28 protein-coding genes are annotated in these 24,670 nt (G+C 70.3%); 2 read left to right on the plus strand and 26 right to left on the minus strand.

The features are described from left to right. Nucleotides 1–15 precede the first annotated feature (15 nt). Entirely contained in the window at nt 16–300 is a 285-nt protein-coding gene (locus tag AB0E07_RS27810) for a hypothetical protein (RefSeq protein ID WP_362257819.1), read from the plus strand. 105 nt (nt 301–405) lie between these two features. On the opposite strand, the gene AB0E07_RS27815 is transcribed toward AB0E07_RS27810, so the two are convergent. The 26 genes from AB0E07_RS27815 to AB0E07_RS27940 form a co-directional block, all read right to left on the minus strand. Continuing rightward, nucleotides 406–1,323: a hypothetical protein gene (locus AB0E07_RS27815; protein WP_362257821.1), complete on the minus strand. Its 918-nt coding sequence runs from the start codon at nt 1,321–1,323 to the stop codon at nt 406–408. 177 nt (nt 1,324–1,500) lie between these two features. Next, nucleotides 1,501–2,259, minus strand: a complete 759-nt coding sequence (locus AB0E07_RS27820; RefSeq protein WP_362257824.1) for a hypothetical protein — start codon at nt 2,257–2,259, stop codon at nt 1,501–1,503. 350 nt (nt 2,260–2,609) lie between these two features. Next, nucleotides 2,610–3,023, minus strand: a complete 414-nt coding sequence (locus AB0E07_RS27825; protein ID WP_362257827.1) for a hypothetical protein — start codon at nt 3,021–3,023, stop codon at nt 2,610–2,612. After that, nucleotides 3,020–5,107, minus strand: a complete 2,088-nt coding sequence (locus AB0E07_RS27830; protein WP_362257830.1) for a hypothetical protein — start codon at nt 5,105–5,107, stop codon at nt 3,020–3,022. Before AB0E07_RS27830 ends, AB0E07_RS27825 begins: the two co-directional genes overlap by 4 nt. Then, on the minus strand, nt 5,104–6,855 hold the full coding sequence (locus tag AB0E07_RS27835; protein ID WP_362257833.1) for a hypothetical protein: 1,752 nt from the start codon (nt 6,853–6,855) through the stop codon (nt 5,104–5,106). The genes AB0E07_RS27830 and AB0E07_RS27835 overlap by 4 nt, the downstream gene beginning before the upstream one ends. 101 nt (nt 6,856–6,956) lie before the next feature. Then, nucleotides 6,957–8,465, minus strand: coding sequence for an integrase (locus AB0E07_RS27840; protein WP_362257835.1), 1,509 nt, complete (start codon nt 8,463–8,465; stop codon nt 6,957–6,959). Nucleotides 8,466–8,494: 29 nt separating this feature from the next. Next, nucleotides 8,495–8,956: a prealbumin-like fold domain-containing protein gene (locus AB0E07_RS27845; protein WP_362257838.1), complete on the minus strand. Its 462-nt coding sequence runs from the start codon at nt 8,954–8,956 to the stop codon at nt 8,495–8,497. 187 nt (nt 8,957–9,143) lie between these two features. Next, complete coding sequence (locus AB0E07_RS27850; RefSeq protein ID WP_362257840.1) at nt 9,144–9,929, minus strand: DUF317 domain-containing protein; 786 nt, start codon at nt 9,927–9,929, stop codon at nt 9,144–9,146. A 56-nt stretch (nt 9,930–9,985) separates the two neighbouring features. Further along, entirely contained in the window at nt 9,986–10,477 is a 492-nt protein-coding gene (locus AB0E07_RS27855) for a hypothetical protein (RefSeq protein WP_362257843.1), read from the minus strand. 19 nt (nt 10,478–10,496) lie between these two features. Then, nucleotides 10,497–11,312 carry a DUF317 domain-containing protein gene (locus AB0E07_RS27860; protein WP_362257846.1) on the minus strand — a complete coding sequence of 272 codons (816 nt, stop codon included), beginning with the start codon at nt 11,310–11,312 and terminating at the stop codon, nt 10,497–10,499. 36 nt (nt 11,313–11,348) lie between these two features. Next, nucleotides 11,349–11,981, minus strand: coding sequence for an HAD-IA family hydrolase (locus tag AB0E07_RS27865; RefSeq protein WP_362257849.1), 633 nt, complete (start codon nt 11,979–11,981; stop codon nt 11,349–11,351). Continuing rightward, the gene (locus AB0E07_RS27870; protein ID WP_362257853.1) at nt 11,978–13,135 is read right to left on the minus strand and encodes an MFS transporter; all 1,158 of its coding nucleotides are present in this window, start codon (nt 13,133–13,135) and stop codon (nt 11,978–11,980) included. The genes AB0E07_RS27865 and AB0E07_RS27870 overlap by 4 nt, the downstream gene beginning before the upstream one ends. Beyond that, complete coding sequence (locus AB0E07_RS27875; protein WP_362257855.1) at nt 13,132–14,394, minus strand: ATP-grasp domain-containing protein; 1,263 nt, start codon at nt 14,392–14,394, stop codon at nt 13,132–13,134. The genes AB0E07_RS27870 and AB0E07_RS27875 overlap by 4 nt, the downstream gene beginning before the upstream one ends. Nucleotides 14,395–14,442: 48 nt before the next feature. Next, the gene (locus AB0E07_RS27880) at nt 14,443–14,763 is read right to left on the minus strand and encodes a hypothetical protein (RefSeq protein ID WP_362257858.1); all 321 of its coding nucleotides are present in this window, start codon (nt 14,761–14,763) and stop codon (nt 14,443–14,445) included. Nucleotides 14,764–14,794: 31 nt separating this feature from the next. Beyond that, nucleotides 14,795–15,925 (minus strand): MFS transporter, encoded by a 1,131-nt coding sequence (locus tag AB0E07_RS27885; protein WP_362257900.1) that lies wholly within the window; start codon nt 15,923–15,925, stop codon nt 14,795–14,797. A gap of 92 nt (nt 15,926–16,017) precedes the next feature. Further along, nucleotides 16,018–16,536 (minus strand): regulator, encoded by a 519-nt coding sequence (locus AB0E07_RS27890; RefSeq protein ID WP_362257861.1) that lies wholly within the window; start codon nt 16,534–16,536, stop codon nt 16,018–16,020. Beyond that, entirely contained in the window at nt 16,533–17,384 is an 852-nt protein-coding gene (locus tag AB0E07_RS27895) for a winged helix-turn-helix transcriptional regulator (RefSeq protein ID WP_362257864.1), read from the minus strand. The genes AB0E07_RS27890 and AB0E07_RS27895 overlap by 4 nt, the downstream gene beginning before the upstream one ends. A gap of 52 nt (nt 17,385–17,436) precedes the next feature. Further along, a complete protein-coding gene (locus tag AB0E07_RS27900) occupies nt 17,437–17,847 on the minus strand; it encodes a hypothetical protein (protein ID WP_362257867.1) in 411 nt (136 codons plus the stop codon). Between the two features lie 16 nt (nt 17,848–17,863). After that, the gene (locus tag AB0E07_RS27905) at nt 17,864–18,307 is read right to left on the minus strand and encodes a hypothetical protein (RefSeq protein ID WP_362257870.1); all 444 of its coding nucleotides are present in this window, start codon (nt 18,305–18,307) and stop codon (nt 17,864–17,866) included. Further along, nucleotides 18,304–18,774, minus strand: coding sequence for a hypothetical protein (locus AB0E07_RS27910; RefSeq protein ID WP_362257873.1), 471 nt, complete (start codon nt 18,772–18,774; stop codon nt 18,304–18,306). The genes AB0E07_RS27905 and AB0E07_RS27910 overlap by 4 nt, the downstream gene beginning before the upstream one ends. 104 nt (nt 18,775–18,878) lie before the next feature. Continuing rightward, nucleotides 18,879–19,238, minus strand: coding sequence for an SH3 domain-containing protein (locus AB0E07_RS27915; RefSeq protein ID WP_362257876.1), 360 nt, complete (start codon nt 19,236–19,238; stop codon nt 18,879–18,881). Between the two features lie 151 nt (nt 19,239–19,389). Continuing rightward, a complete protein-coding gene (locus tag AB0E07_RS27920) occupies nt 19,390–20,136 on the minus strand; it encodes a hypothetical protein (RefSeq protein WP_362257879.1) in 747 nt (248 codons plus the stop codon). Nucleotides 20,137–20,157: 21 nt separating this feature from the next. Next, the gene (locus AB0E07_RS27925) at nt 20,158–20,856 is read right to left on the minus strand and encodes a hypothetical protein (protein ID WP_362257881.1); all 699 of its coding nucleotides are present in this window, start codon (nt 20,854–20,856) and stop codon (nt 20,158–20,160) included. A gap of 19 nt (nt 20,857–20,875) precedes the next feature. Further along, a complete protein-coding gene (locus tag AB0E07_RS27930) occupies nt 20,876–21,361 on the minus strand; it encodes a hypothetical protein (RefSeq protein ID WP_362257883.1) in 486 nt (161 codons plus the stop codon). Beyond that, a complete protein-coding gene (locus AB0E07_RS27935) occupies nt 21,358–21,909 on the minus strand; it encodes a DUF4913 domain-containing protein (RefSeq protein WP_362257903.1) in 552 nt (183 codons plus the stop codon). Before AB0E07_RS27935 ends, AB0E07_RS27930 begins: the two co-directional genes overlap by 4 nt. Before the next feature lie 250 nt (nt 21,910–22,159). Next, nucleotides 22,160–22,915: a site-specific DNA-methyltransferase gene (locus AB0E07_RS27940; RefSeq protein ID WP_362257886.1), complete on the minus strand. Its 756-nt coding sequence runs from the start codon at nt 22,913–22,915 to the stop codon at nt 22,160–22,162. Nucleotides 22,916–23,446: 531 nt separating this feature from the next. Here AB0E07_RS27940 and AB0E07_RS27945 point away from each other — a divergent pair. Then, a complete protein-coding gene (locus AB0E07_RS27945; RefSeq protein ID WP_362257888.1) occupies nt 23,447–24,559 on the plus strand; it encodes an NlpC/P60 family protein in 1,113 nt (370 codons plus the stop codon). Nucleotides 24,560–24,670: the final 111 nt, after the last annotated feature.

Here is a 24,670-nt window from a genome sequence, read left to right on the forward strand (position 1 = left end):
CTGGCATCGGCTCCGGTGTGGGCGAGGGAGCCGGCCGGGGTCGTCGACTCGGTCTCGTCGGACGCGTCGGCCGCTGACGAGGAGTCGGTGTCCGGCGTCTCGGAGTCCGCCGGGCGTGCCGACGTGCCGCCGCTGGCCGTCTTGTTGTCCTGTGTGGTCGCCGTGCTGGTCGGCTGGTCCGTCGTCTTCTCGGTCGGAGCGGGGCTCGAGCCGGTCGTGGTCTTGGAGTTGGTGACGGTCACGGTGACCGGGGTGCCGGGCCCTGCGGTGAAGGTCTTCGAGGGCTTGTACAGGGTGTAGCCGGAGGGTGCCTTGTTGTGGCCACTGTTTGAACGTGACCATTGACCGCTCTGCTTGAGCCTCGCCCACAGTGGGGCTCCGTTAGCGCGTCGGCACCTCGTCACATCAGATCCCGGCATGCCTCATCCTCGCCTCGGCTTCGTCGTGTCCCAGCGCATTGAAGTTGTCGAGATGGAACTTCTTGGCGTTGAAGGCGCGCACCCACAGGCCCGCTGCCCAGCACAGCTGCAGTTCGTTGTCGCTCAGCGCTCGTCCGCGAGCGGTTTGGTACTCCTCCAGGAAGTCCACCGTTCGTTCGACCGAGGCGCCTGCACCAGTGGGTCCACCCTCGAACATGGCGGCAGCCTGGCCGATGATCACCACCTCGGGCTCGTAGACCACGCTGTCCCAGTCGTGGACCACGAGCGGCTGGCCATCGCGAAACTTCACATTGCGGCCGTCCCAGTCTCCGTGTCCGACCACGCAGGCAGCGTCGCGGACCTCCTCAAGCCGATCGCGTACGGCCGCGCCGAGCTCGTCGAGCCACGCCGTGGCAGAGCACCGTTCAGTATTGAGGTCGACATTCCGGTCATCCGGGACCGGCCAGACGCCGTCCTCCTTGTGGTACCAGTGGACCCACGCAGGAGCCGGTCGTAGCAGCGGCTGCGAATCGAAATCCTCTGCGCGGGTCACGAAGTCGGCCAGAAGGCTGGCGAACTGTCGGGGAGAATCGGCGGGCGCGGGCTCTCCGCCTCCTGGCACAGGAGTCTCGGCGCTGGCGACCTTCGTACCCAGCGGCAACGGACCGGTCAGTGGCTCCGGGCATGGGAAGCCCGCCTGCCACAGACGGCGTTGTACCCAGATACAAGCCCCCAGCCGCTCATCCTCGTCACGGATCTTCAACACCACCTCGCGGCCATTCGTCAGCCGGAGGCCGTGGACCACGGACAGGTTCCCCGCCGTGAACGTGCGCTCGGCAACGGGGTAGCCCAAGTGCTCGATGCACCAGTCGCTCACTGCTCGATCGTCGGAGTGTTCAAGCATGGCTGTCCTTTCCATGGGTCGCTTGGTCGTCCCGTTCGCGGCAGGGATGGCCTGGGGCCGTCGGAACTAGATCGGCGCTCTCGCGCCGCAGCGCGCTGATCGTCTCGGTGAACTGCCTCGGGCTCAGCCCAGCGAGACGGAACCATCCAGGGCGGCCCGATGCTGTCAGGGCAGAGCTCAGGGAGTGGCGCTGTGTGCCTCTCGCGGTCGCATGAGGTCAAGGTCATCGCCCCATGCGTCCAGCACCGCACCGTGTCCGGCTTCTCGGGCAGCCGTCTCGACGAGGGCGAAGAGGTGTCGTTGCTGGGATACGTCACCCGTGGCCGCGATGCGGTCCACGGCATGGAGCAGCACGTCGGTGTCCCAGCCCGGCAGCGGGTGCCGGGCGAGTTCCCACTCCAGGTACTTGTTGTAAGGGCGGGGGCGTCGGTCGAGAGCGAAGAGCAGCTCAAGCAGAAACCGGATGCTGTCGGCGGCGTCGAGTCGAGCAGCGAGAGTCTGGCCGTCCCGGTGGTTCTTGACGGAGCGATAGAGCGAGTTGGCATAGGCATCGAGCCAGCCGCTTGCGTCCTGGAATGCCTCATCAGCACCCAGACGAGCCTTGTCGGCGAGGATCCGGGCGATGCCTCCGTCGAGCCGGTCAAGCACGATCTGGGCACGGGCGAGGGCATAGCGTTCCCAACCGGGCGTCCCGGTCACGCAAAACTCGGTGAGAGTGACCATGACGAGGTCGAGATCGGCGCTACGGTGGCCAGCGAACTGGGTGAGCTCGGTGCCGACGTCGTCGGTGACGACCACGTACAGGTCGTGGTCGGAGTACGGGGTCACCATGCCCTCGTGGGCTCGGGACCCTTTAAGGACGAGGCCGACGACGGCTGGATCAGCGGAAGCGAGTTCGACAAAGGCGTCGTAGGTGAGGGGTTGCTGAGCAGCCATGGTGTGGATCTCCGGTGGGTTGCGACGGGTATGCCTGCTGGGGCGCCGCCGTTATGAGGCACCCTGCACCGTCTGCGGCTGTACGTAGCTGCCGCCCGGAAGATCAACGCACCTTTCGACTCTATCGCCCGACCGGCCGTGATGCAGTGCATTAGAGCGATGCCGGGGAGTCTGCAATGCGCTCGGGCAGCTTTCGGCTTCGACCGACGACCTCACTGCGTACGCGGCTTTGACGTGCCCGGCTGACCAGGGCGCGGCGGCGGACATGGTGACTCCGAGTCGCCGCTGGACAGGACGGCGCGTCAGTGAGTGCGGAGGAGTACCTACTTGGAAGCCGCCGACAGCATGAACTATTGGGACGGCGGTCTGCGGTGTTGCGCTCCGATGCGGGCGACTCCCGTGGCAGCTTCGAGTTGCTGCTTCAGACGGTCGTTGTCCAGAGTGATCTGCTGAATGCGGGCAGCAGCCAGCATGAGGTGGGCGGTCAGCTCCTTGTTCCGCCGTTTCAGCTTGGCGTTGCGGGCAACGAGCAGGTCGTAGTGGCTGACTGGGGTGTCGGCTGCGGATGCGCTGGTGCGGGCTGCTTCGGCGATGTCCCGGGCGATGTCGGGAAAGTGGCGACGGAAGGTGGTGTTGCTCAGTCCGAACTCGCGGGCCAGGGCGAGGACGGTGGGGCGCTTGCCGGTCTCGCTGGCTTTCTGGCTGAGCCGGGCCAGGGCGGCGCGGACCCGCGCTTCGGATGGGAGGTCGGTGCGGCGGGTCACGAAGGCTCCTGGGCGGTGGCGAGGAAGTCTTCGATCTGGTGCTTGCGCCGGAGCAGCCGGTTCTGCAGGAGGGGCGGCAGCGGTGGGCGTCTGGTCAGCTGCTGATCGACCAGATCAATCTCTTTTCGCCAGGCGTCGGTGTTCTCCGTGGTGAGGGCGACGTTGCGGCAGGCCAGTGGCTGGCACTGGGGGTGGTCGCCGAGTCCTTCGAAGGCTCCTTGGCGGGCCCGTTCGCAAAGGGCCTTGGCCGGGTCGTGGACGCAGGTGATGTAGGTGCCGGGATAGATCGCGGGGTCGTCCCGGTTCATGATCCGTCGGAGCCTGCGGTCGTCGAGGACGACGGTGCCCTGGAAGCGGGTGCGCTGTCCGAACTCCTCGAGGCGGCGGGCGGCCTCGGCGGCTGCAGGGCCAGCCAGACGGGTGTGCTCGTGGGCATCGATGACGGTGAGAAGGTGTTCGCCGCGGGCCAGGGCTTGTTCGCTTTCGACCTCGGCCCGGAAGCCGGAGTCGCTGGTGCCGGCGTATCCCTCGAAGACCTGGATGCTGTGGTGGCGGTATTGGAGGGCTCCGGCGATGGTCCCGCCGGGGCGGCGGGCGATGAACCAGGCCAGGGTGCGGCGGAACTGGGCCGTGTGGAGCTTGAAGGAGCGGCCGCTGACCGCGGGGATGGCGTCGTGGCGTCCGTGGCTGTCGCAGTAGCGGTTCACCCAGGCGACAAAGTGGTTGAGGTTGTCGTTCGTCTGGCCGGTGGTCATGGCGGCATGACGGCGTCCCTTATGGCCGCCTGCGCCGTGGTCGAGACGGTTGAACAGGTGATCGACACCAGGTGGCTGGAGCAGCTCGAGCACGGTGATCGCGCGGGCGACGGGTTCGCCGACGTTCCAGATCGCCGTCACTCCGCGGGGATCGGCCTCGCCCTTGAAGGACAGGCTGGTCACCTTCCACCGGTAGGACCTTCCGCTGCTGTCCGTCTCGGTGCGCAGGCAGCCCCTGGCGAGGGCTTTGACCTCGCTGTCGCGCATGCCGCTCAGGTAGGCGATGACGATGTAGGCCGCGGTCTGCAGCATCCGAGCGAGCATGGCCAGGCCGTGGTCGTGGAAGTGGCTGGTGACGATCTGGCCGATCCAGGGCCGTCCGTCCATCCGGCCCTGGATGTCGAGGTCGAAGCCGGCGGTCTCGGCGACACCGACGGCGGCGGCCGCCGACGCGACCAGCAGCCGCAGTGCAGGGTCGCGGAACATCGCGCGGTGGTAGCCGGTCTGACGGGCGATGCGGATCAGATTCGGCTGTCCCCGCCAGCCGGGCAGCGGCCGGTTGTGTGCGAGGTAGGTGTCGAGTGTGGCCTCCAGGGCTGCCCGGGTCGAGACCTCACTCACCCGGGTCGTGCGGTCGACCGGCATGCCCCAGCGTTGCCGCTGCCATTGCCCATCGGCTGCGCAGATGTCCGCAGCGAAGTGGTCGATGAACCGCAGGGCCCAGACGAACAGCGGGCCCATGACGTCTTCGGGGATCCGCTGGGTGCGGTTCTCCTGCGGCCTCTGGTGTCGGCGTACGGACTTCTCTCCCCAGTCGTCCATGTGTCGCGGGTCGAACGCGAGGCAGTCGGTGAGGTGATCGCGCCAGCGCCAGAACCAGCGCACCGCCGAGCGGGCCTTGCTGCGGCCGCTCACCGACCGGACGATCCGCCGCAGCATGTCCTGGTAGTCCAGCAGGTCCGCTGCGGTCAGGGTCGCCAGGCACCGAAACCGTGGCCCCGGCCGTTGGTCGACCCATGTCAGAAAGCGGACGGCCTCCTGGAAACCGGTGTGGACGGTGTCCAGGCAAGGACGCTTCTCGGCCGGCGGCAGCGGGCCCGAGAGCATCGCGAGGCAGAGCTGTTTCGCGGTGGCCCGGAACGGCTGGGGAACCCGGTCGAAGCAGAGGGTGAGCGATCGCACGTTCAGGCGGTGGACCGCGTGTCCCAACTGCCAGGTGGAGTCCGCGAATCGGGAGGTGTCCTCCAGCCGGAGGCCGGGCTTGAGCGGCCAGGCCGACAGCACGAACACCTCCGGCTCCAGGCCCTGGGCAGCGGCCGGTGTCGTCATGGTGTCTCCCACGGCTCTTCGACCAGGTCCAACAGCGCGTCGCCGGTCTTGTCCGCCTCGGCCCGGGCCAGCTCGGCCGGGCTGAACTTCGCCAGCACGTCGTGCCGGATCGCCGCCCAGGTCGGCCCGTAGCGGTGCCACCACTCCGCCTCGCTCATCTGCTGCCGTCGCTGAACCAGGGCATCGAGCAGACTCAGCAGCCGCGGCAGGTGGGAGCGGGTGATCAGGCAGTTTCCGCAGTGGAAGCAGTCCAGAAACGACACCCGGCACTCTCCGCCGGTCGCCGGATGCCGTCCCGGATCCCCGCATGCGCTCCAAGCAGTGTCCAACTCCCCGCCCGCGACCCGGCGGGCCGATTCGTCGTCCAGCCCCGCGCCGACGGCCAGACCCTCCTCGGTGACCGGTCCGGGAAGCACCCGGGGGTGTCCGCGCAAGGCCACCAGCTGCTGGTGCGCCTGAACGGCTGCCCGTTCCGCGTCGACGAACGCCTGGCCGAGGATGTCCTCGCTCCAGTCGACGATCACCGGGTCCTTGCCAAGGTAGTTGCGGAACAGCACCTGCATGGTGTTCGACTTCGCCGCAGACGGCAGATGCCCGCCCAGCCTCCGGGTGCGGCGGACCTCGGCACTGGTCTTGATCCGGTTGAAGGAGACCCGCAGGGGCTCGGGCTCCTGCACGCCGACGGGATCGGCCATCAGCGGCTTCGCCCGGCCGGCCGCCCAGGCCGACAGGCCCAGGTAACTGCCATCGAGGTTCCGCGCGAACGGGGCGATGTGCTCCTTAAGACCGCTCGCCCCGCGACGGCTGCCGTTGCTCCAGATGCAAAACAGCCGGTCGCTGCCGCAGGCTGCCCGGCTGGCCGCCATCAGCTCGTGCAGGAGCAGATAGCAGCCGCCCGGCGTGTGCAGCTCGCGTCCCGGCGGCCCGATCTCCCAGGTGAATGTCTCCTCCCAACGGCCCGAGCCGCGCCGCCGCTTGATCCCGCGGACCTCAACCGCCCGGCCGTCCAGCACCCGGTGCTCGGCCGGCAGTTCCTTGACCGTCTCACCGTTGCGCTCGCTCAGCGCGGTCAGCAGCACCAGCAACGGCGCCAGATCCGCGGTCACCACGAACAGATGCCGTGCCAACTGCCAGCGCGGGCCGGCCACGTGAACGCCGCCTCCGAGATCAGGAACGACTCCCGACGCCCTCACCCCGGCGAGCCGACCGCCCAGGCCCCGCGCGTCAGTCCGGTCCGCAGAGGCATGGTCGGCAAGCTGCTGCCCAGTCCGGATCCGGTCCCGGATCCGGGCCGTGTCTGCGCGGGCTGCCGCGATCAGCCGTTCGAACTCGCCGTTGGAATACCCCGTGACTCCCCACTTGGGCCGGACCGGCCGCCGCTGCAAGGCGACCGCGACCTGCTCGTCCACTGCTGGCCGTAAAGCCTTCGTGGCCAGCAGCATCCGAATCGCGCTGACATCCTGCGAGGCCCGGTAGGTGCCCTCGGTCTGGGCCTGGAAGGCTTCGACGTGGACCACGCTCAACTCACCCGGCTGCTGCGGAGGTTGCGGCAAGGCGGCCAGGAAACTCATCCACCGAGACAGCGACTCCCATGCCGACCGCGCGGATGCCAGCGTCCTCAGCCCGCCGACGGGCCCGGTTCGTTCGGCGAACCCGTCCGCCAAACCCCGCTGCCAGCCCGGCAGGGGAAACACCGCCGCATCGAAGACCCAGCGGCGTGCGTCGTCGCCCTCGAACAGCACCCGCAAGTCGGCCGCCTCGCGGTCAGCCGAGGCCGAGCTGCCCGGATAGTGCTGCTGAGGCAGGGCGGCCCGGCGGCCCGGGCCCGTGCTGCCCCGCCCCTGTGCCGTCACCACGCCCCGCCGCCCGACGCGCTGTGAACGCCCAGCTGGACCAGCGGGGTGTCCCTGGGGTCCTCCCACGTGTCGGGGACCAACGCCATCCGGGTCTCCATCTCCAGCTCCTGCAACGCATGCAGATAGATCAACGTGGTCAGCACCGACCGGTGACCCAGCCTCCGGCGCACCCAGTCCAGAGGATCGCCGAAGATCCTCACGTAGTGGCCGCGCTGTTCCTCCTCCAGCTGACCGAGCTGGGCGATGTGAGCCCGCTGCAACTGCTCCAGAGTGACCACGGCGAAGGTGTGCCGCAGCAGATGCGCATGCGCGGCCAACCCGATCCCGGCCTTGCGGCAGCGGGAGTTGGCCGTCGTGAACACCGACTTCCAGCCCGACACCGACATCGCAAGCCCGTGCTCGTTCAGCCAGAGCATCGCCGGCTCCAGCCCGAAATCCGTCTCCCGCAGCAGCCGCCGACGCTCCTCCGGCCGCAGGTCCCGCAGCCTGAGCCGGGTCACCCCCGCCGCGGTCAGCTGATGAACGACGTCCGGCCGCTCCGGATCGGCGATCACCAACGGCCGGCGGATCGCGTCGTAGCGCCCGGCAGCACGCGCGTTCTCCACCACCTCGGCCCGATCCCACTCAAGGTAGGAGCCCAGCTCCAGCACCATGCTGTGCGGCAGATAGACCCAGCGGGCCGACGAATTCTTCGCGATCGCTCCCGGCAGCCAGAACCGCTGGTAGCCGCCCAGAGCCGCCGTCGTTGGGACCTCGGTGACCAACAGATGGGCCTGCTCACTCAGCCGCAGCCCAGTGCGGACCATCACGTCGCAGAACACGGCATTGCGGGTAGCCCAGCGGCCCCGGAACCTCGCCGAGGGTAACCCGTCCGGCCCATAGCCACGGATCCCGACATCCCGCCAGCAGCGATATGCCGTCGGAGGCAGCCACTCGATCCGCTCTCCGCCCTCGTCATGCGCATAGGTCGCCGGGACCGTCGATGCCGCACGCGGTCGCACCACAGTACCCGCCGGGGCAGGCCGGGCGTCTCGCTGCGGGATCGGCGTGAACGCGGCATGCCCCTGCCCCACTGCCCATCCGTAGAAGGAGTTGACCAGCGACACCTCCTGATTCCAGGTCCCCCCGCCAACCCGCGGACCAACAGGATCACGACGCCTCCAGTGATGAAACGCCAAATGATCCTCAGCTGTGGCCGACCGCCAGCAGCGCCCGCCCCGCGCCACCAACAGGAAGTTCAAGAACCGTGCGATCGCCCGGGCCCGGTTGGCGTTCGTGTTCCACGGAGCCGTCACCACGTTCGCCTGAAAGAAGTAGGCGTTCAACGCGACGTCGTACTCAAACCGCGGCGACAACAAGAAGGGCAGACCATCCGGCACCGCCTCCTCATCCCACCAGGACAGCAACCCGTCCGGGCCCTCTCCAAGGTAGGCAGGCCATACGTCCACAGCCGGTAAGTCCCGGCTCACAAAGTGCACCGACCACATCGCTCCACGCAGCACCCGCGGAAGGTACAGCGGTCACTGACCGGCTATGCACAAATACGGGTCTGCTTGACCCAGAACTGGGTCGTACGGCTGGAGATCGGCAGGTCCCCGGAGGCCGTGCCCTTCGTGCCCGTCGTGAGGGTGAGGAGGGTCGTGTCACCGGTGCCGATGTTGACGGTGGAGCCGGGCAGCAGCTTGCCGGTCTTGTTGTCTTTGGCCTTGAGGGTGAGGTGGGCGGGCTTGAAGGGGTCGATGACCGTTACGGGGGCGGTGGCGCCGGGGGTGACGATGACGTCCTGGTCGGCGGCGGCGTCGTGGAGCGAGCTGCCGGAGTCCGTCTCCTTCAGCCGGTAGACGCCGGGAGCGAGGCCGGGGAAGGTCAACTTCCCCTGGGTGTCGGTCTTCCCGCGTCCGGCCTCCTGGCCGGCGGAGTCGAGCAGGAGGAACGCGGCGCCGGGGAGGATGTCCCCGGTCGTGTCCTTCGTGGTGATCGCGATGCTGCCCACATCCGCCACCTGTGTCTCAGAAGGACCAGCGGAGGCCGAGGGCGTCGGCTCGGACGCTCGGGCCGTTGCGGCCGTCGCGCAGGTGAGTGTGGCGGTCAGCGCAGCAGCGAGAGCGGCGGACCGGCTGACGCCACGGACGAAACGAGCAGGCACGAGAAGGGGACTCCTTGATCGAGTGGAGGGGAAGTCATCGGGTCCGGCCAGCGGCCGTCGCCGGAGGCGGAGCGGCAGGTGAGCAACTGGGCGGCTGTTTGGCTGCCGTTGTGGCGACGTAGAGGTGGCTGCGGGTATGGAAGGGGACATCCTGGACGGCGCGGTGCAGCGGCTCGGTGGAGATCAGTGAGGCGGTGAAGGCCGCGACGAGTGTGGTGGGCGTACCGAACGAGAAGTGCGCCTGCCAGTACGGTTCGCTCGGGTATCCGCCCCAGGCTCGCCAGGCCGATGTGCCGAAGTCCCTGGTGGCGTACCGGTGCCGTATGCCGCCGAGCCCGTCCGGGGCAAGGAAGGTCTGCGTGCCGTCGGTCTTGACGTCGTGGCTCCAGCCCCGTGCGAACAGGGGTGCGTACCCCTCGTACGGTGCCGCGGGGTCGTCGAACAGCCGGTCCTGGTCGCTGGTGCGGTCGTCCCGGTGGAGGTCGAGGAGCTCGGCGTGGACATCGTGGAGCAGTTCGACGGGGGTGGTGGCGTCGAACGTGATCTGCCAGTCGGTCTGCCCGAACGGGGCCCGGTTGGCGCCGATGGTCCACTTCCCCTTGCCCCGCTTGTCGGGTTCGGGGGTGAAGCGGGTCCACAGGCGAAGGCAAGGGCTGGTGGCGTAGGCCGTTCCTTCGTCTGGCTGGTGCAGTGACCAGTCCTCGTCGAAGGGGAACGGCCAGGCCGTGTGGAGATCTGCCGGGCCGGGGCCGGCCAGGTGGCGCGGGAGAACCTTTACGGGCTGGGTGGGGTCGAGGTCTTTGAAGGGGTCGGGCAACACGAAGGGGGCTCCTCCCGGAAAAGGCCACGCGAAGAAGGGGCCTGGAGTGTTGAGATTCAGCGGGCGCGGCTACTGGCACGTGCGCTCGTCCGGGCTGGCGCCGGGTGAGCGGTACGGCCCGCAGCGCGGCTCGGTGCGGACGCGGCCCACGCGCCGGGGAACCACACAGCGGTGTACTGCTCGATCGCATAGCGCAGTCCGGTGGCGACGGCCCCTTCCCACGGAGGTGTGCTGGTCTGGTGGTGTCGCGCCTTGAACGTGCCGTACTCGGAATCGTTCCAGCGTGTGTTCCTGGCTTCGTCGCGGCGGTGGAAGGTGCCGTGGGCGATGAAGTTGAGGGCGACGGCATCGATCTCGCCGTGGTCGGTGTGAACGACGGCCGCGCGCAGCCCGCCGTAGGTGTCCGCGTAGATGGTGGGTGCGAACCCGATACACAGGCGCAGCGGGCTGCCGGGGATGGGACGTGCGTAGTAGGTGTTGCCCACCACGGTGCTGTGGGCGAAGGGGAGCATCATCTCGGCGAAGAACTCTTCGGCGTGGAAGGACATTTGAGATATCTGCTGCAGGTCAGCGGTTGCGGCCGGGCAGGGCTGGTGTGCTCGTGGTGCTCCAGCGCGGGACGCTGGCGGCGGGGAGCGCGGCCGGGCGCCGGGAGGCGATACGTCGGACGTCGAGGGGGGTCGGGACCCGCGGGCCGGGCGGGAGGATGGGGGTGAGCTGGGCCAGCTGGGCGAGTCGCGGGTCGAGTGAGTCCCTGTAGCGCAGGACGGGAGTGGGATCGGCGAGGGCGGCGGCGGTGGCGGCGACCAGGTGCTTGGGCGTGCGTGCGGTGAAGGCCGCCTCGGCGCGGGTTCCCCATCCCGGCGGTCCCGCCCACAAGGTCACGGTCTCGGCGTCGGGGCTGGAGGTCACGACGTCGATGCTCGCTCCGGCCAGGCCGTCCGGGGAGACTACCTCCACCCTGCCGCGTGCGAGGGGTCCCTTCTCCCAGCCCGCGTCGAGCAACGGCCGCACCGCGTCGCTCCAGAAGTACAACCGCGAGGTGAGGAAGGAGTCGCTGTCTTCGTCCCACTCGGCGGCCAGGGCGCGGGTGAGTCCTTCGACGATCTCGGGTGGAGTGTTCTGGTTGATGCGCGCCGTCCAGCGGGCAGCAGAGACGGGGTCCTCGGCGGCGCTGATCAGCCACGTGTCGTGGTCATCGCCGAGCCATCCGATGCGGATGCGGTGGTCCGGCGAAGTGACCACCAGCTGGCACGGGCCGGCGTCGAGGCGGTGATGGGGCCATTGGGCCACCGGGTGGAAACTGGGATCGGCATGTCCGGGCAGCCCGGCGAGGTAGCGGGGTGAGACGTAGACGTCCCCGCCGATGTCGTTCGAAGGCACAAAGATCCTGAGGGGCGAGGGGATGGAGAGGGTGGATCAGCCGGGGAGCAGTGCGGCTTCGAGGTCGGCGACCCGTCCGGTGTAGTGCAGGGTGCGCAGGCCCAGGCGCTCGGCGGCCTGGCAGTTCTCCGCACGGTCGTCGACGAACAGCACCCGCCGCGGGTCCCGGGCTCCGGTCGCGGCCAGGGCCTGCCGATAAGCGGCGGGGTCGGGCTTGTTCGTCAGAAGCCGGGCCGAGTAGAAGGCGCCCGTCATGAGCCGGCGGCACCAGTCGGTGGTGTCGAGGACGTCGCTGAGGTGGGCAGGCGCGTTCGACAGCAGAAACAGCGGCAGCCCGCTGCGGTGGGCGCGCTCCAGAACGGCGAGGACGCGGTCGTCGGTGGTGGTCCACATGTCGGTGTCGGCGTCGCACAGTTGGCGCAGCAGGCGCGGGCCCGGGTGGGCGCCGAGGACCTTCGCCCAGTACGCCATGTCGCTCAACTGCCCGGCGTCGTACGCCGGTCGGGCGCTCCAGACGGCGTCCTGGAATCCGGCGAGATCCTGCTCGGACCAGTGGGCGGTGCGGGCGAGGCGCTGCCACTGATCAAGACGGGGCTGGAGGCCGAGGACGCCGTTGTAGTCGAGGATCGCGGCGTCGAGGCCGGGGTGTGCGGTGGTGGTGCGGGTCAAGGGGCGGTGTTCTCCAGGGCGCGGTGGGCGAGGGCGGCGACGGCGGCTGCGAGGAGGGCGGGCAGCAGCAGGGCCGTGGACACGGAGGTGGCGCTGGCGAGGGCGCCGATGAGGGCGGGTCCGGCGAGCAGGCCGAGGTAGCCGGTGACGGAGACCGTGGCCACCGCTCGGGGTCCGCCGGCCCCGGCGGCGGTGATGAGCGAGGGGATGGTGGTGGACAGCCCGAGGCCGAAGACGGCCCACCCGGCCAGGGCGAGCGGCATGCTGTCGACCGACACACCCGTGGCCAGCCCGACGGCGGCCAGCAGCGCGCCCGTGCGGACCACCGTGGGGGCGCCGAAGGTGGCGGTGAGCTTGTCGCCGGTCAACCGTCCGGTCATCATGGCGCCGCTGTAGAGCGCGAACGCCGTGGCGCTGACCGCTGTTGTGGCGTGCAGGCTGTGCAGGTGGACGGCGGCCCAGTCGGCTGCCGCCCCCTCACCGAGCAGGATCGCGGCGGCCAGGCCGCCCAGAAGCCACAGCTTCGCTGCCGACAACGCCCGGCCGCCTTCGCCCGTCCTGGGCCCGGTGCGCGCGGCCGGTTGCCCCGGGCCCGCCAGGGCGAGGGTGCGTGATGCGGTGGCGACCACGAGGACGACCAGCGGCAGGCCGGTCAAGAGGAAGAGAGCGGTGTGCGGCATACGGGCCGTCACGGCGGCGAGGCCGGCGCCGGCGAGGGCGCCGCCGGAGTAGGCGGCGTGCAGGGACGCCATGATGGGCCGGCCGATGGCGTTCTGGCAGCGCACGGCCGCCGTGTTGAGGGCGACGTCCAGGATTCCGTGCGCGGTCCCGAAGGCCAGCGCGGCCACCAGCAGCGAGGCGAGGCTGGTGCACTGGCCCAGGACGGCGAGGCATCCGGCGAGGCCGGCGCCGCCGACGATCGTGAGGGCGGGCAGCATCTCGGGCCGGGCGAGCCGGCCGCCGGTGGTGAGTCCGGCGACCATGCCCAGGGCGGCGGCGAGCAGCACCAACGACAGGCGTGCGGTGCTCAGGTGGGCGGCGTGCTGGACGGAGGGCATCCGTGCACCCCAGAGGGCCATCACCGCGCCGAGTCCCAGGAAGTAGCCGGTCAGCACCGTCCGCTCGTGGCGGGCGGAGGCGAGCAGATGGTTCATGCGGCCCTGCCGTCGGCGAGCGCATGGGGGGTGCGGGGTGTGATGTGGAGGTCGAGGCTGCCCAGGGCCTGGGTGGCGCGGGCCTGCGCCACGTCGGCGGTGGGCCCGGTGGTGATCAGGTAGCCGATGCGGGCGATGAACATGTCGCCCCCGTCGGCGGGCAGCAGCAGGTCGTCACCGACGTGGTGCTGGAAGTGGATGCGCTCCAGCCACGGCGGCCTCTCGCCCTCGTACGCCAGGCGGTCGAGGGTGCCGGAGGTGTCCGGGTAGAGGAGGCGGATCGCGGCGGCCGAGGCGCGGGTGGGGGTGAGGTCGGGGGCGCGGTCGCAGGCGATGTCGGCGGCGGCGCGCGGCAGGTCGATGCCGGTGGCGAGGCTCACCAGGTGGCTGATCATGTCGCCGGCGATGCGGCCGTTGATCTCGACGAGGCGGGGGCGGCCGTCGACCAGGCGGAGTTCGACGTGGCTGACGCCGTCGGTGATGCCCAGCGCGCGGATCGCCGCCCGTGCCGCCGGGGCGACCACGCGGAGCAGCGGGTCGGCCGCGTCGACCGAGTGTGCCGTCTCTTCGAAGTACGGCGCCTGTCCGACGGTCTTGCGGGTGAGGGCGACCGCCGTGGTCTCACCGCGGTGGGTGACGCACTCGACGGAAACCTCGGGCCCGTCGAGGTACTCCTCGACCAGGACGCTGCGGCTCTCGCGTCCCAGCCCGGCCGCCCGGCTGGCGAACGCGTAGGCCGCGCCGAGCTGTTGGGGGGTGTCGGCCCGGATGACGCCGATGCTGGCCGCGTGGGCGGCGGGCTTGAGGACGACCGGGTAGCCGATCCGCTCGGCGGCGTCTTTCGCCTCCGTCAGGTTGCGGACGCTGACGGAGGCGGCGGAGGGGACGCCGTGCCGGGCGAACAGGGTGCGTGCGGTGGCCTTGTTGCGGCACGCCCGCATCACCTCCGGACCTACGGTGGGCAGGCCGAGCCGGCGGGCGAGTCGGGCGACCGGGACGAGACACCACTCGGTCCAGGTGAACACCCCGGCCAGCCGGTGACGTTCCGCCAGGGCGCGGCCCGCGGCGACCAGCATCGCCGGATCGGTCGGGTCCGCGACGACCACACAGTCGCGGATGTAGGGCACTTCCCACGAGGGCTCCTCACCGGTGATGAGGACGACGTCGTAGGCGGCGGCCACGGACGTCAGGCAGGTGGCGCGGTATCCCTCGGCTTCCCTGTCGGCTGCGACGACCAGGACGATGGGGCGGTTGGACAAGAACGGGCTCCTTGAAAGTCTGAAGGGCGGTCGGCAGCGGTCAGGGGTTCACGGGCTGCGCCGGCGGCGGGTCTCGATCGCGGAGGCCCAGTGCGGGTGCGCGGCGATCATCTGGCGTGCGTACAGGGCCGTGTAGTTGTTGTTGAGGCCCTTGACGCCGTGGGGGTGTCGCCAGCGCAGGGCCTCGAACAGGGCCTTCATCCCGACCCGGGTCGCCCCTTGACCGAGGCGTTCGGCGACGAGCTGTTCCAGGGCGCGGTAGACCCAGGGGTGCTGGGCGTTGAAGGCGCGGAACTGGTCGGTGATGGAGGGTCCGTCCCGGTGCGGGAGGCCGAGGCCGGGAGGTCCGTCCTGGAGGGTGGTGAGCATGTGCGGCGAGGGGTCCTCTCGTACCGGGAGGTCAGGCAGCGGAAGCGGCGGTCAGGGTGCGCAAGCGGAAGAAGGCGGTCGCCAGGCCGAGGGCCTGCAGACACGCGGCGACGGCGATGGCGTGTCCGAACTGGTCGGCCGGGACGGCGGCGACGAGCAGTCCCGCGACGGGGAAGGGCAGCAAGAGCAGCAGGATCGTCACGGCGAGGGTGCTGGCGAACACATCGGCCGGGATGAGATGCGAGCGCAGGGTGCGCAACACGACGGTGAGGCCCCCCTCGCCAGCCATCAGGACAGCGATGAGCAGGAGGTATCCGCCGTAGGAATGGGCGTGGGCGACAGCGAGGGTCGCTGAGGCGGCGATCGCGGCAGCGACAGCGCCGACCGGCCACAGGCCCCACCGGTCGATCGCCCGGCGGGCGGCGGTGATAGCGAGCAGGGAGACGAGGGCCGCAGCGGACCAGATGAGTCCGGCCTGGGCACTGGAGCGTCCCAGTTCGCTGACCACGATGACCGGCAGGGCCGCCTGGAGCAGGGCGACGGCCGTGTTGGAGATGACCAGGCCGCCGACCAGCCAGGCGAGCGCGGGAAGTCCCCGCAGTGTGCGCCAGCCGGTGCGCAGTCCGCCCCGACTGCTCGCCGCGCCCCTCGTCGCGGTCCGGTGGCCGGGGGCGAGAACGGCGGCGAGGACGGAGAACGCGGCGAGCGTGCCGAGCATGACGACCGGTCCGCCGTGTTCCAGCAGCAAGCCCGCCACCAGGGGCCCGGCGAGCAGCGCCGTCTGGTCGATCCCCAGCAGCACCGACTGGACTCGGTGTGCGCGGTCTCCGGCCGTCCGGCTTGCCTCTCCGCCGGCGGTCTCCGCCGCGACATAGCTGAACTCGGTGAGGAAGCCGGTCAGCGGGGCGAGCGTCATCACCGTCACCACTGCCGCAAGTCCCGTACCGTGCATGGCCAGCAGGAGCGCGGCCACCACAACGACCAGGGCCCGCAGCACGCAGGCGGTGCGGAAGACGCGGGCGATTCCGTGACGGTCGACGAGGGTGCCGGCCACCGTGAACGCGCCCAGCCGCGGCAGCCACTCCAGCGCGAAGGCAAGTCCCGTCAGCGCCGCCGACCCCGTCGTCGCCACCACGATGAGCGGAATGCCGTAGGTGGCCATGGCGAACGCGGCACCGTCGGCGCTCCGGGGCAAGTAGACGCCGCGCACCAGCGACGGGGCGGGGCGGCGGGTATGCCGGGCGCAGCTTGCCCTCACGCGGCTGCCTCGGGATCGGCGACCCCGACGACCTGCGGGTTGGTGCGCAGCCACTCCTGAAAAAGGCGGCTCAGCCGGACGAAGTCCGCGCCGTCCTCCGCACTCCCCGGGACACCGTCGGCACGTCGCCGGGGATCGCCTTTCGAGGGGCCTGCCGGCGGCTGGGCCAGGAGCGCGAGGGTGTGCTGGATCCGCCCGGTGAAGTCGCAGACCGGCGCCGGATACGAATGGCGGCGAGCCCAGCGGGCCAGCGCGTCGTACACGTCGGCCAGTTCCTCGCCGGACGCGGTCAGGCTGAGGCCGGCGCCGGGCTGCACGTGGACGAGGCCGAGCGCGCGGGCCTGGTCGGCGCAGTGGCGCAGGTGCTCCTCAGGGACGTCGGCGAGGGTACGGGTCAGCGCGCGGGGCGGGAGGGGACCGTTGTCGTCGATCTCGCTGATCAGCCGGATCAGAGCCGGCGAGGACAGGACGGTCTGGGCGTGCTGGACGTCGGTCGTCGTGACGGAGGTGGTCATCGGCGCCGTCCTCCCGCCGGAAGGGCCGCCTTCAGGCGGGCAGGGATGGCATGCGAGAAGAGGCCGCCGTGCTGCCAGGCCGGGGGTGGACTGTGGCGGGTGGTGGCCGGCGCGGGCGTGGCGGTCGGGGCGGGAAACCGCGACGGGTTGCTGACCCACTTCTGCTCGGCGGGCGCGGTATCCGGTCGTCCCCAGACCGGGTGGTGTGCGGCCTGCCTCAGGGGTTGTCCCGCGGACCATGCGGACAGCGCGCCCAGGACGGGCCCGAGCGCGTTGCCGGCAGCGGACAGGCGGTAGGGGTGCCCGATGCCGTCGGTGTCGACCAGGCCGTCGGCGACGAGCTGACGCAGCGGCGGGTAGACGTTGGTCCAGTCGCTGTCGGGCATGACCAGTCTGGCCAGCGTCCTGCCGCTGCTCTCCCCGCGGACCTTCAGCACCCACAGCAACGCGACGGCGTGCCGCCGGGTCAGGAGGGTGAGGCCGTCCTCGATCTGCTCGATCGCGGGCAGCGGCCTCTCCGGCTTCTCCAGGTTCTTCTCGGCCCAGGTGACGATCAGCGGCAGGACCGGCAGCAGCGCTGTAGCGCGGTCGGTGTGGCCGTAGGTGACGTACCTAGTGGTGTGCTCGGTGCGCTGGACGAGGCCGGCATCGCACAACTGCTTCAGCTTGAGGTGCAGTTGGCCATTGAGCAGCCAGGACACCTTGCGCGCGATCTCCTTGTAGCGCAGCGGCTGCCCGTCGAGGGCAAGCAGGATCCTCGCGTTCCAGCGCGGAGTGATCATGGCGAGGGCCTGGGAGACCCGGGCGATGTCGGTGTCGGCGTCGGGAGGCAGACCGGTGAGGGTCAAGGGAGCAACTCCTGGGTGAAGGAAGACAAGAGAGGGGGATGTCCGCGCGGGTTCAGCGGCTCGGAGCAGCGCTCGTCGCCGCCACGGGAGGCGCGGGCACGGTGGGCGCGGGCGCCGGGGACGGTTCGGGGGCGGCGACGCGCCCCAGGCTCTGGAGTACGGCGAGTCCCGTCGTGGCCTGGACATCGCGGATGGCGACCGCTTCTGCGAGCCGACGGGCACAGTCGAGAACGTGCGAGACCTCGTGCGTGCCGATCTGCCCTTCGGCTGCCACGAGTTGAGCGAGCCGGTCGCGGTTCCTGGCGATGCTCTGCTCGGCGACGGCGAGGCCGTGGTACAGGCCGAGGAGAGCGGAGAGCATGCCGGGCGGCAGGTCCTGCGCATGGGCGGCGAGATCAGTGAGCGGGGCGCCGTAGAGGTCCTCGATGCGTCCGGCGATGACGGTGGACGTCAGGTGGGGCATTCAGGGGCTTTCACGGTTACCGGGCCCGGGCCGCCCCGGCACGCTGCGGTGCCAGGGCGGCGACGGCCGTGGGAAGAGCGGCGGTGACCTGGGGTTGGGCCGTGCGGATGGGCTGGGTGCGGTGGCCGGTCGGCGGCATGGTGCGCAGCAGGGTGTCGATCGCGGCGCGGTATCCGTCGCGGGCGTCGAGTGCCGCCTTCAGCCACTGCGCGTCGAAGCGGAGACTGTCTGGGGACAGTTCGCCCATGTCGCGGTCGGCCGCCGTGGCGTGGTGAACACGGTCACGGACCCGGGCGACCTGCTCCTCGGTCAGGGCGAGGAAAGACCGCAGCTCCAGCGCGCGGGTCAGGGCCGGGGAGGCATCGGACCGTACCGCCATCTCGTACAGGTCATCGATCGGAGCATCGAAGACCTGGTGAAGCCGAGTGTCCACGGAGCTGGGCTTGCGTCGGGTGTTCACCGTGTCACGCCCTTCGCGGCCTGCGGCGCGGTGGCCGGACGGGGCGGGGCGCTGGTCGGCACAGCCGGGCCCCGGCGGGTGGCGCGGAGGCGGGCCAGCCGTTCGGCGGCCAGGCCCTGCTTGCCCGGGGCCGTCGGGTCCAGGTACCACCGCACCGTCTGGGCCCGCCCGTCACGCGTGACCACGGCGGCCTCCACACGGCGGACCAGGGCATGCGTCCGGTCGGCGACCGGGCCGGGCTGGGTCGCCAGCACCACCATCAGATCGTGCTCCGCCCGGTCGAGGACCGTCTGGGACTCCTGGAGAAGCCCGTGCCAGTGGACGATGTCGGTGGCGTCCGGATTGGCGTCCGGCGCCGCTGCGACGGCGGCCTTCAACTGCTCCATGCTGAGTCCGAAACGGGCTTCGATCTGTTCGGTGAGCACGTCCACGACATCGACCGTGCCGTCGGATATCTCGTCGGACAAGAAAGAACTCCTTGGCGCAGGGGCCTATCGGCCCCCATGGGCGTGAGAATGCGAAAGAGTGGCCAACTCGGCTTAAACAGAGGCTGGTTGGTGCCGCACGCTCGTCAGTCGAGGCACATGCGGACGTCGCGGTACACGTACGTGCCGGACACCCAGCCCGTGACCTTGGTGGTCTTGTCCGTGATGTACACCCACGTCGCACCCTTGGTCGTCTTGTGCACCGTGAACCGGTGCGACTTGTAGAGGATGCCGACGGCCGTGGACGCGGTTGTGGCCTTCGCGCGGATGGTCACGGCGCTGGTGCCGTGAACGGCCCACGGCAGGTACGGGTTGCTGGTGCAGGACGCTGCGGGTAGCGCCGTGGCGGCGGATACCGGGGCCGCGGTGGCTGCCGAAGCCGACACAGCCGGCAGAGCGAGTGCCCCGAGCACGGCTGCGGATATCGCTATTCGGGTGGAACGCATGCGGAAGAAACCTCCATGCAGAAAAGGAAGAGGGGTGGGGAGAATCGGCCGGGGTTGTTGTCCCGTCGGCCGTGAATAGAGTCCGGAGAATCGCCGGTTTGGCCAACCGGCGATCGTCGGCTATGTTGCGCCGCGCCCACCGGTGTGGTGCTCAGCGCGATTTGCCGTGCGGGCCCGGAATGGGGGCCGTTGGCGGGAGTGCCGGGCGGGTCGCTGACGTGGTCGGCCTGACCGGCGGGAGGGGGCCTGCTGTGCCGGTGAGCCGGTCGTCACACCACGTCAGGGCTTCCTTGACCGTGGCGAAGGCGCCCTCGCGCAGGGTGTGCGTCCACGCGTCGGGGTCGACCTCCTCGACCACGACGCGGAACGCCGAGGTGGCGCGCTCGTCCAGGGCGCGCAGGACGACGACGGTGACCATGTCGTCCGGGTCGTCGCGGGTGTAGGAGTAGCCGAGTGCGTAGTGGTCGCCGTCGCCCGCGAGGCGTCGTTCCAGAGCCCGCGTCGCCTCATCCGCCGCAGGCGGTCCCAGCTCGGGGTTGAGGCCGATGGCGTCGGCGGGACAGTCTCGGTGGATCAGCCAGGACTGTGCCATCGAGGGCAGCGGCAGCTGGGCCTTCTCGAAGTCGAACGTCCGCTTCTCGTGGTGCCGGTGCAGGTGGACGGCGACGTACCGGGGGATGCCGGGGTGGCCCGAGGTGGCGGTGCGGTCGAACAGGACGTAGTAGCTGTGCTCACGGCCGGCGGTGTGGTGCTCGGCGAGCGGGAGGAGCATGTCCTCGTTGACTTGGACCTGCCGGTAGAAGTCGCGGTGGATCTGCTCATCGGCGTCGAGTTCGTCCACGTCGAAGTCGACTTCAGGCGTGTCGCCCGGGGTGGGCGTCGATGCGGCGGAGGGCAATCAGAGCCTTTCGGTGGTCGGTCAGCGCCGGCGTGCTGAGGTGGACGGCCACGCTCCGGGCCGCGCCGCCGCCGTCTGTACCCCGCCTGCTGCGGGGCGGCGGCAGGCGAGTGCGGCGCGGCCGGCGTCGGTGAGGCTCACGGGCTGGCCGGCGTGGACGGGGTGGCTCGTGTCGACGGACACGAGACCACCGGATACCAGGCGCTGCAGTTCGGCGTAGGGGATGCGGGTACCGGAGGCCGCGGTGACCGCGAGTCGGCCGGTCAGGAGGTGTTCGTAGAGCTTGGCGCCGCCGGCGATGACAAGCAGGGCCGCCTGATCGGCAGTTGAGATCGCTTCTGTCGCCGGTCCGGAAGCCGCACTCGCGGCGGCCTCGATCGGTTCCAGGGCGGCGAGCACCCGTCGTACGGCGGCATCCCGGACATCGGCGGCGTCCCGCAGCTGGTCCACGGTGCGGTCGATCCGCGCGAACAGAGCGGCATCGATGGCGAACTCGCCACTGGACAGGCGGTTGAGGAGAGTGCGGTAGAAGGTCACGCCCGTCTCGGCCTGGACCAGCTCACGGTGCCGGTCGACGAGGCCGGTGTGCGGTGCGTCAAGGACATCGCGGTCGCGGTGCGCCCACAGGGTGTCGACGTCGTGACCGGTGACGGCCTCGATCCGGGAGTCGAGCGAGGACATCGCGCGCCGGGCTGCCGTAGGCGCGGGATCACGAGGCATGGGCGGCAACTCCGTGTCCTCAGAGGGTGTTCCGGTGCGAGGCGCTGTGCGCAGCGCGGGGCAGGCCCGGCATCGCGGAGGGCAGGGGGCCGGGCCTCGGTGCCGGGCCTCGGGCCGCGAGCTGCGGCGACGCCGAGCGTGCCGCATGTGTGCGCGCGCTCAGCGGGCGGCGCGACATGCCCAGGCGCCGCCCGACCTCGTCGTAGACGTCGTTGCCGGCCCTCGGCCTCACGGCCACCACGTAGATCTCCCGTTGGTGCACCGCGCCCTCCGGGGCGGGCCGTAGGCCGTAGACGACCCGCCAGTCCTTGCGGGCGTCCACGACCAGCTTGCGGTAGCCCTCCAGGTCGCCCGTCAGGCGCAGCCCGTAGCGCTGGCCGTTCACGACGTCCTGGAGGTAGGCGAGGGCGAGGTCGCGGATGTCGCCGGGGGCCTGGAGCAGGTCGGTCAGGGCGCGGGGATCGAAGCTCAGGCCGAAGGCCGACCGTGGCTGTCCCCCGCTCATGCCGTCAGCTCGTACGGTTCACCGGAGTCCGGCGGCTCGGGCTGCGTCGTCTTCTGCGTGCGCACGGAGGTGGGCGGGCCGGGCAGGATCCGGTGCGCGGGCCTTTCCGGGGAGGTCATGCAGGCCGACAGCGGGCCGCCCGGTGCGCGGACGGCGGCGATGGTGTGGGTGAGGAAGTCGCGGTGCCACACCGCCATGCCGGACAGGCCCGCCTCGGGATCCTTGTGCTGCTGGTAGGCCATCCACAGGGCGTGCAGCCAGGCGACGACGTCCTGGTGTTCCTGCCACTGCGGGCACCAGGGTGCCGCCGTGGTGACCTCGGCTCCGTAGACGGGCAGGAGCCAGTCGTCCACCCAGTCCGACAGGGCGTCGAGTTCATCCTCGTACGCCTCGCCCTCCAGCTCCAGGATGGGGCGCGGCTCCGGGGACGGTGCCGGGGTCGGTCCGCCGAAGCCCGGCAGGCCGAAGGCGGCGAACGGCGATCCTCCGGGTGCCGGGGCGGCGGCGAGATGGTCGAGCTGGCGGGCCTGCTGCGCCGACTCCTCCATCAGTCGGCGCACGCTGGCCTCGATCCCCTCCAACTGGGAATCGGGGAGGCGGACCGGCTCCAACTCCCCCTCATCCGGGGGTTCTACGGATTCAGGCATGAAAACAAGGGCCTCCTCGGCTGTGGGAAGGGCAGGACACGCCAAGCGGTGGCGAACAGGCCGACCCGCAGGAAGGACAAAGTCCGCCCCGGGATGTCGGTCTGCATTGCGAAAGGCGCCAACTTTCGCTGAAATTAACCCTGTTGGCGGGTCAGGCGGTGAGGACCAGATCGTCCTGGGCGAGGGTTGCGCGGAGGCTCTCGGTGAGCCGGTCGGCCGCGACGGCCGCGTACTGCTCGCTCTTCTCCACGCCGATAAAGTCACGGCCTTCGAGAAGTGCGGCGACCCCGGTGGACCCCGAACCGGCGCAGAAGTCGAGCACCGTGCCGCCGTCGGGGCAGATCTTGACCAGCTCGCGCATCACCTCGACGGGCTTTTGCGTGATGTGCCGCCGGGCCGAACCGGACGGCTGCGAGGCGGAGTACATGCCCGGCAGATAGACCGGGTTGCGGGAACCGTCGATCGGCCCCTTCGAGGCCCAGACGACGAACTCGCAGTTCTGCGTGAAGCGCCCCTTCTGCGGGCGGGCCTGCGGCTTGTGCCAGGCCAGCACGCCCCGCCACAGCCAGCCGGCCGCCTGGATCGCGTCCGTCGTGACGGGCAGCTGCCGCCAGTCGGTGAACAGCAGCGCCGTGCCGCCGGTCTTGGTGAGCCGGTGCGCCTCGGTCATGATCTGGGTGAGCCAGAACCCGTAGGAGCGCTGGTCCATGTTCTCGCCGGTGAAGTCCGGCAGCGTGTGCTGGGCATCGGCGGAGGTGTACTTCTGCTTCGCCGACCGGCTCGTTCGTTCCTTCGCGGTCCTACCGCCCGAGTTGTAGGGCGGGTCGGTGATCACGGAATCGACGCAGTCGTCCGGCAGCTTGGAAAGGACGCTCAAGGCGTCGCCCTGATGCAGGGAAAAAGGCAAAGAGAAACCCCGATTCGGGTCGGTGAATGCGCATGCGCAGGAAATGTGACCGCCTCGCACATGACGTCCCCGCGGAACCGAAAACGGGCATGCAGAAGCCCAAGGCCGCAGACCGGGGAGGGCGAGGGAGTCCTAAAACTGTAGAGGCGAATCGGCCGACGACCAAGAAGTGCCTGTCCGGGGTACCGGAATCCGGCACATCCCGCCGACTTTTTGGTCAACGGCCGATTCGGGCCTACTGTTTTTGAACCGCCCGGCGCACACCGCCGCTGGCTCTCTCCCCCCGTTGCCTCCTGGAGGTTCCCCCTGCCCCGGCACACCTAGCGCCTTTCGGCCCCGCAGAGCGAGCGGCAACTCGCCCACGGCCAGCCGACGCACTCGATCGCCCACCCCGGACGCCGCGCTCCCTTCCACGACGCCATGCGCACGCGGCGCGCCGGACACCGCACCCCAAGGACCCTTGATGACGCCTCGTTACCCGTCTCTGCCCAGGCCACCGGACCGCGACCGCCTCCGGGGAGGCTTTCCCGGTTGAAGGGCGTGGCCGCCGGCATCGGCGTCTTCGTCCTCTCCCCTCTCCTCCTCGCCGGCACGGCCATGCTGATGGCCACCAGCAGCGAGGCCGCCCAGAGCACCTACTCCTCCCTCACGTGCGTGGGTGACGTCGACACCGACGCCGTCGTCGAGCAGGTCACCAAGATCCTCAACGGGGCGGACGCCACGACCGTCCGTGTCGAGGGCCTGTCCCTGCCCGAGGAGCAGATCCCCAACGCCCGCACCATCGTGGCCACCGGGATCAGCCTCAACGTGCCGGCAAAGGGTCAGATCATCGCGCTCGCCACCGCGATGCAGGAATCGCGGCTGCGCAACCTGAACTCCGGCGACCGCGACAGCCTCGGGCTCTTCCAGCAACGCCCCAGCCAGGGCTGGGGCACCGCCGCGCAGATCCACGACCCCGTCTACGCCGCGACCCAGTTCTACAAGCATCTGCTCGCGGTGGACGGCTGGCAGCAGCTGACCGTCACCCAGGCCGCCCAGGCCGTCCAGCGCTCGGCCTACCCCGACGCCTACGCGCAGTGGGAGACGCTGGCGACCGCCCTCCAGAAGGCCATCGCCGCGACGTTCCCCGCCACCGACCAGGACACCATCCAGACGGACACCTCCGGCACCGCGTCCTGTGCCGCGACGGAGGACGGCTCGCAGTACGGCACGATCCCGGAAGGGTCGGTGCCGAAGGGCTACTCGATCCCGAAGGACGCCGATCCGAGGGCGCGCAAGGCGATCGCCTGGGCGATGGCGCAGCTCGGCACGCTGTACCAGTGGGGCGGCACCTGCACCGCGCCGCACGGCCCCGACCCGATGGGCCGCTGCGACTGCAGCTCCCTGACCCAGCAGGCGTACAAGCACGCCGGCATCACGCTGACCCGCACTACGTACACGCAGATCAACGAGGGCAAGGCCGTCTCCGTCAAGCACCTTCAGCCGGGCGACCTGATCTTCTCCCGCGGCAGCGCCGCCCGCCCCGAACACGTCGGCATGTACATCGGCGAAGGGCTCGCGATCGAAGCACCAAGGACGGGAAAACCAGTTCGCATCACGGCCCTGGCGGACTGGACCATTCTCGCCGCCCGCCGGGTCATCTGACCCCCGGCCGAGGCCCTGTAGGTTCCGAAAAGAGATGACGGTGTCCAAGTGATCTGTCGTCAATGTGTCGGTCGGCGCTCTCTTTTCGGCCCGGTTCTCGCTCCGCGCCGC

Source organism: Streptomyces sp. NPDC048002, from assembly GCF_040653275.1.
Classification (GTDB): Bacteria; Actinomycetota; Actinomycetes; order Streptomycetales; family Streptomycetaceae; genus Streptomyces.

Bases quoted from the DNA above. Each gene is read 5' to 3' on its own strand.
- AB0E07_RS27815 (WP_362257821.1), bottom strand. From the start codon at position 1,323: ATGCTTGAACACTCCGACGATCGAGCAGTGAGCGACTGGTGCATCGAG.
- AB0E07_RS27820 (WP_362257824.1), bottom strand. From the start codon at position 2,259: ATGGCTGCTCAGCAACCCCTCACCTACGACGCCTTTGTCGAACTCGCT.
- AB0E07_RS27830 (WP_362257830.1), bottom strand. From the start codon at position 5,107: ATGACGACACCGGCCGCTGCCCAGGGCCTGGAGCCGGAGGTGTTCGTG.
- AB0E07_RS27855 (WP_362257843.1), bottom strand. From the start codon at position 10,477: ATGTCCTTCCACGCCGAAGAGTTCTTCGCCGAGATGATGCTCCCCTTC.
- AB0E07_RS27870 (WP_362257853.1), bottom strand. From the start codon at position 13,135: ATGAACCATCTGCTCGCCTCCGCCCGCCACGAGCGGACGGTGCTGACC.
- AB0E07_RS27880 (WP_362257858.1), bottom strand. From the start codon at position 14,763: ATGCTCACCACCCTCCAGGACGGACCTCCCGGCCTCGGCCTCCCGCAC.
- AB0E07_RS27885 (WP_362257900.1), bottom strand. From the start codon at position 15,925: ATGGCCACCTACGGCATTCCGCTCATCGTGGTGGCGACGACGGGGTCG.
- AB0E07_RS27890 (WP_362257861.1), bottom strand. From the start codon at position 16,536: ATGACCACCTCCGTCACGACGACCGACGTCCAGCACGCCCAGACCGTC.
- AB0E07_RS27900 (WP_362257867.1), bottom strand. From the start codon at position 17,847: ATGCCCCACCTGACGTCCACCGTCATCGCCGGACGCATCGAGGACCTC.
- AB0E07_RS27915 (WP_362257876.1), bottom strand. From the start codon at position 19,238: ATGCGTTCCACCCGAATAGCGATATCCGCAGCCGTGCTCGGGGCACTC.
- AB0E07_RS27925 (WP_362257881.1), bottom strand. From the start codon at position 20,856: ATGCCTCGTGATCCCGCGCCTACGGCAGCCCGGCGCGCGATGTCCTCG.
- AB0E07_RS27930 (WP_362257883.1), bottom strand. From the start codon at position 21,361: ATGAGCGGGGGACAGCCACGGTCGGCCTTCGGCCTGAGCTTCGATCCC.
- AB0E07_RS27935 (WP_362257903.1), bottom strand. From the start codon at position 21,909: ATGGAGGAGTCGGCGCAGCAGGCCCGCCAGCTCGACCATCTCGCCGCC.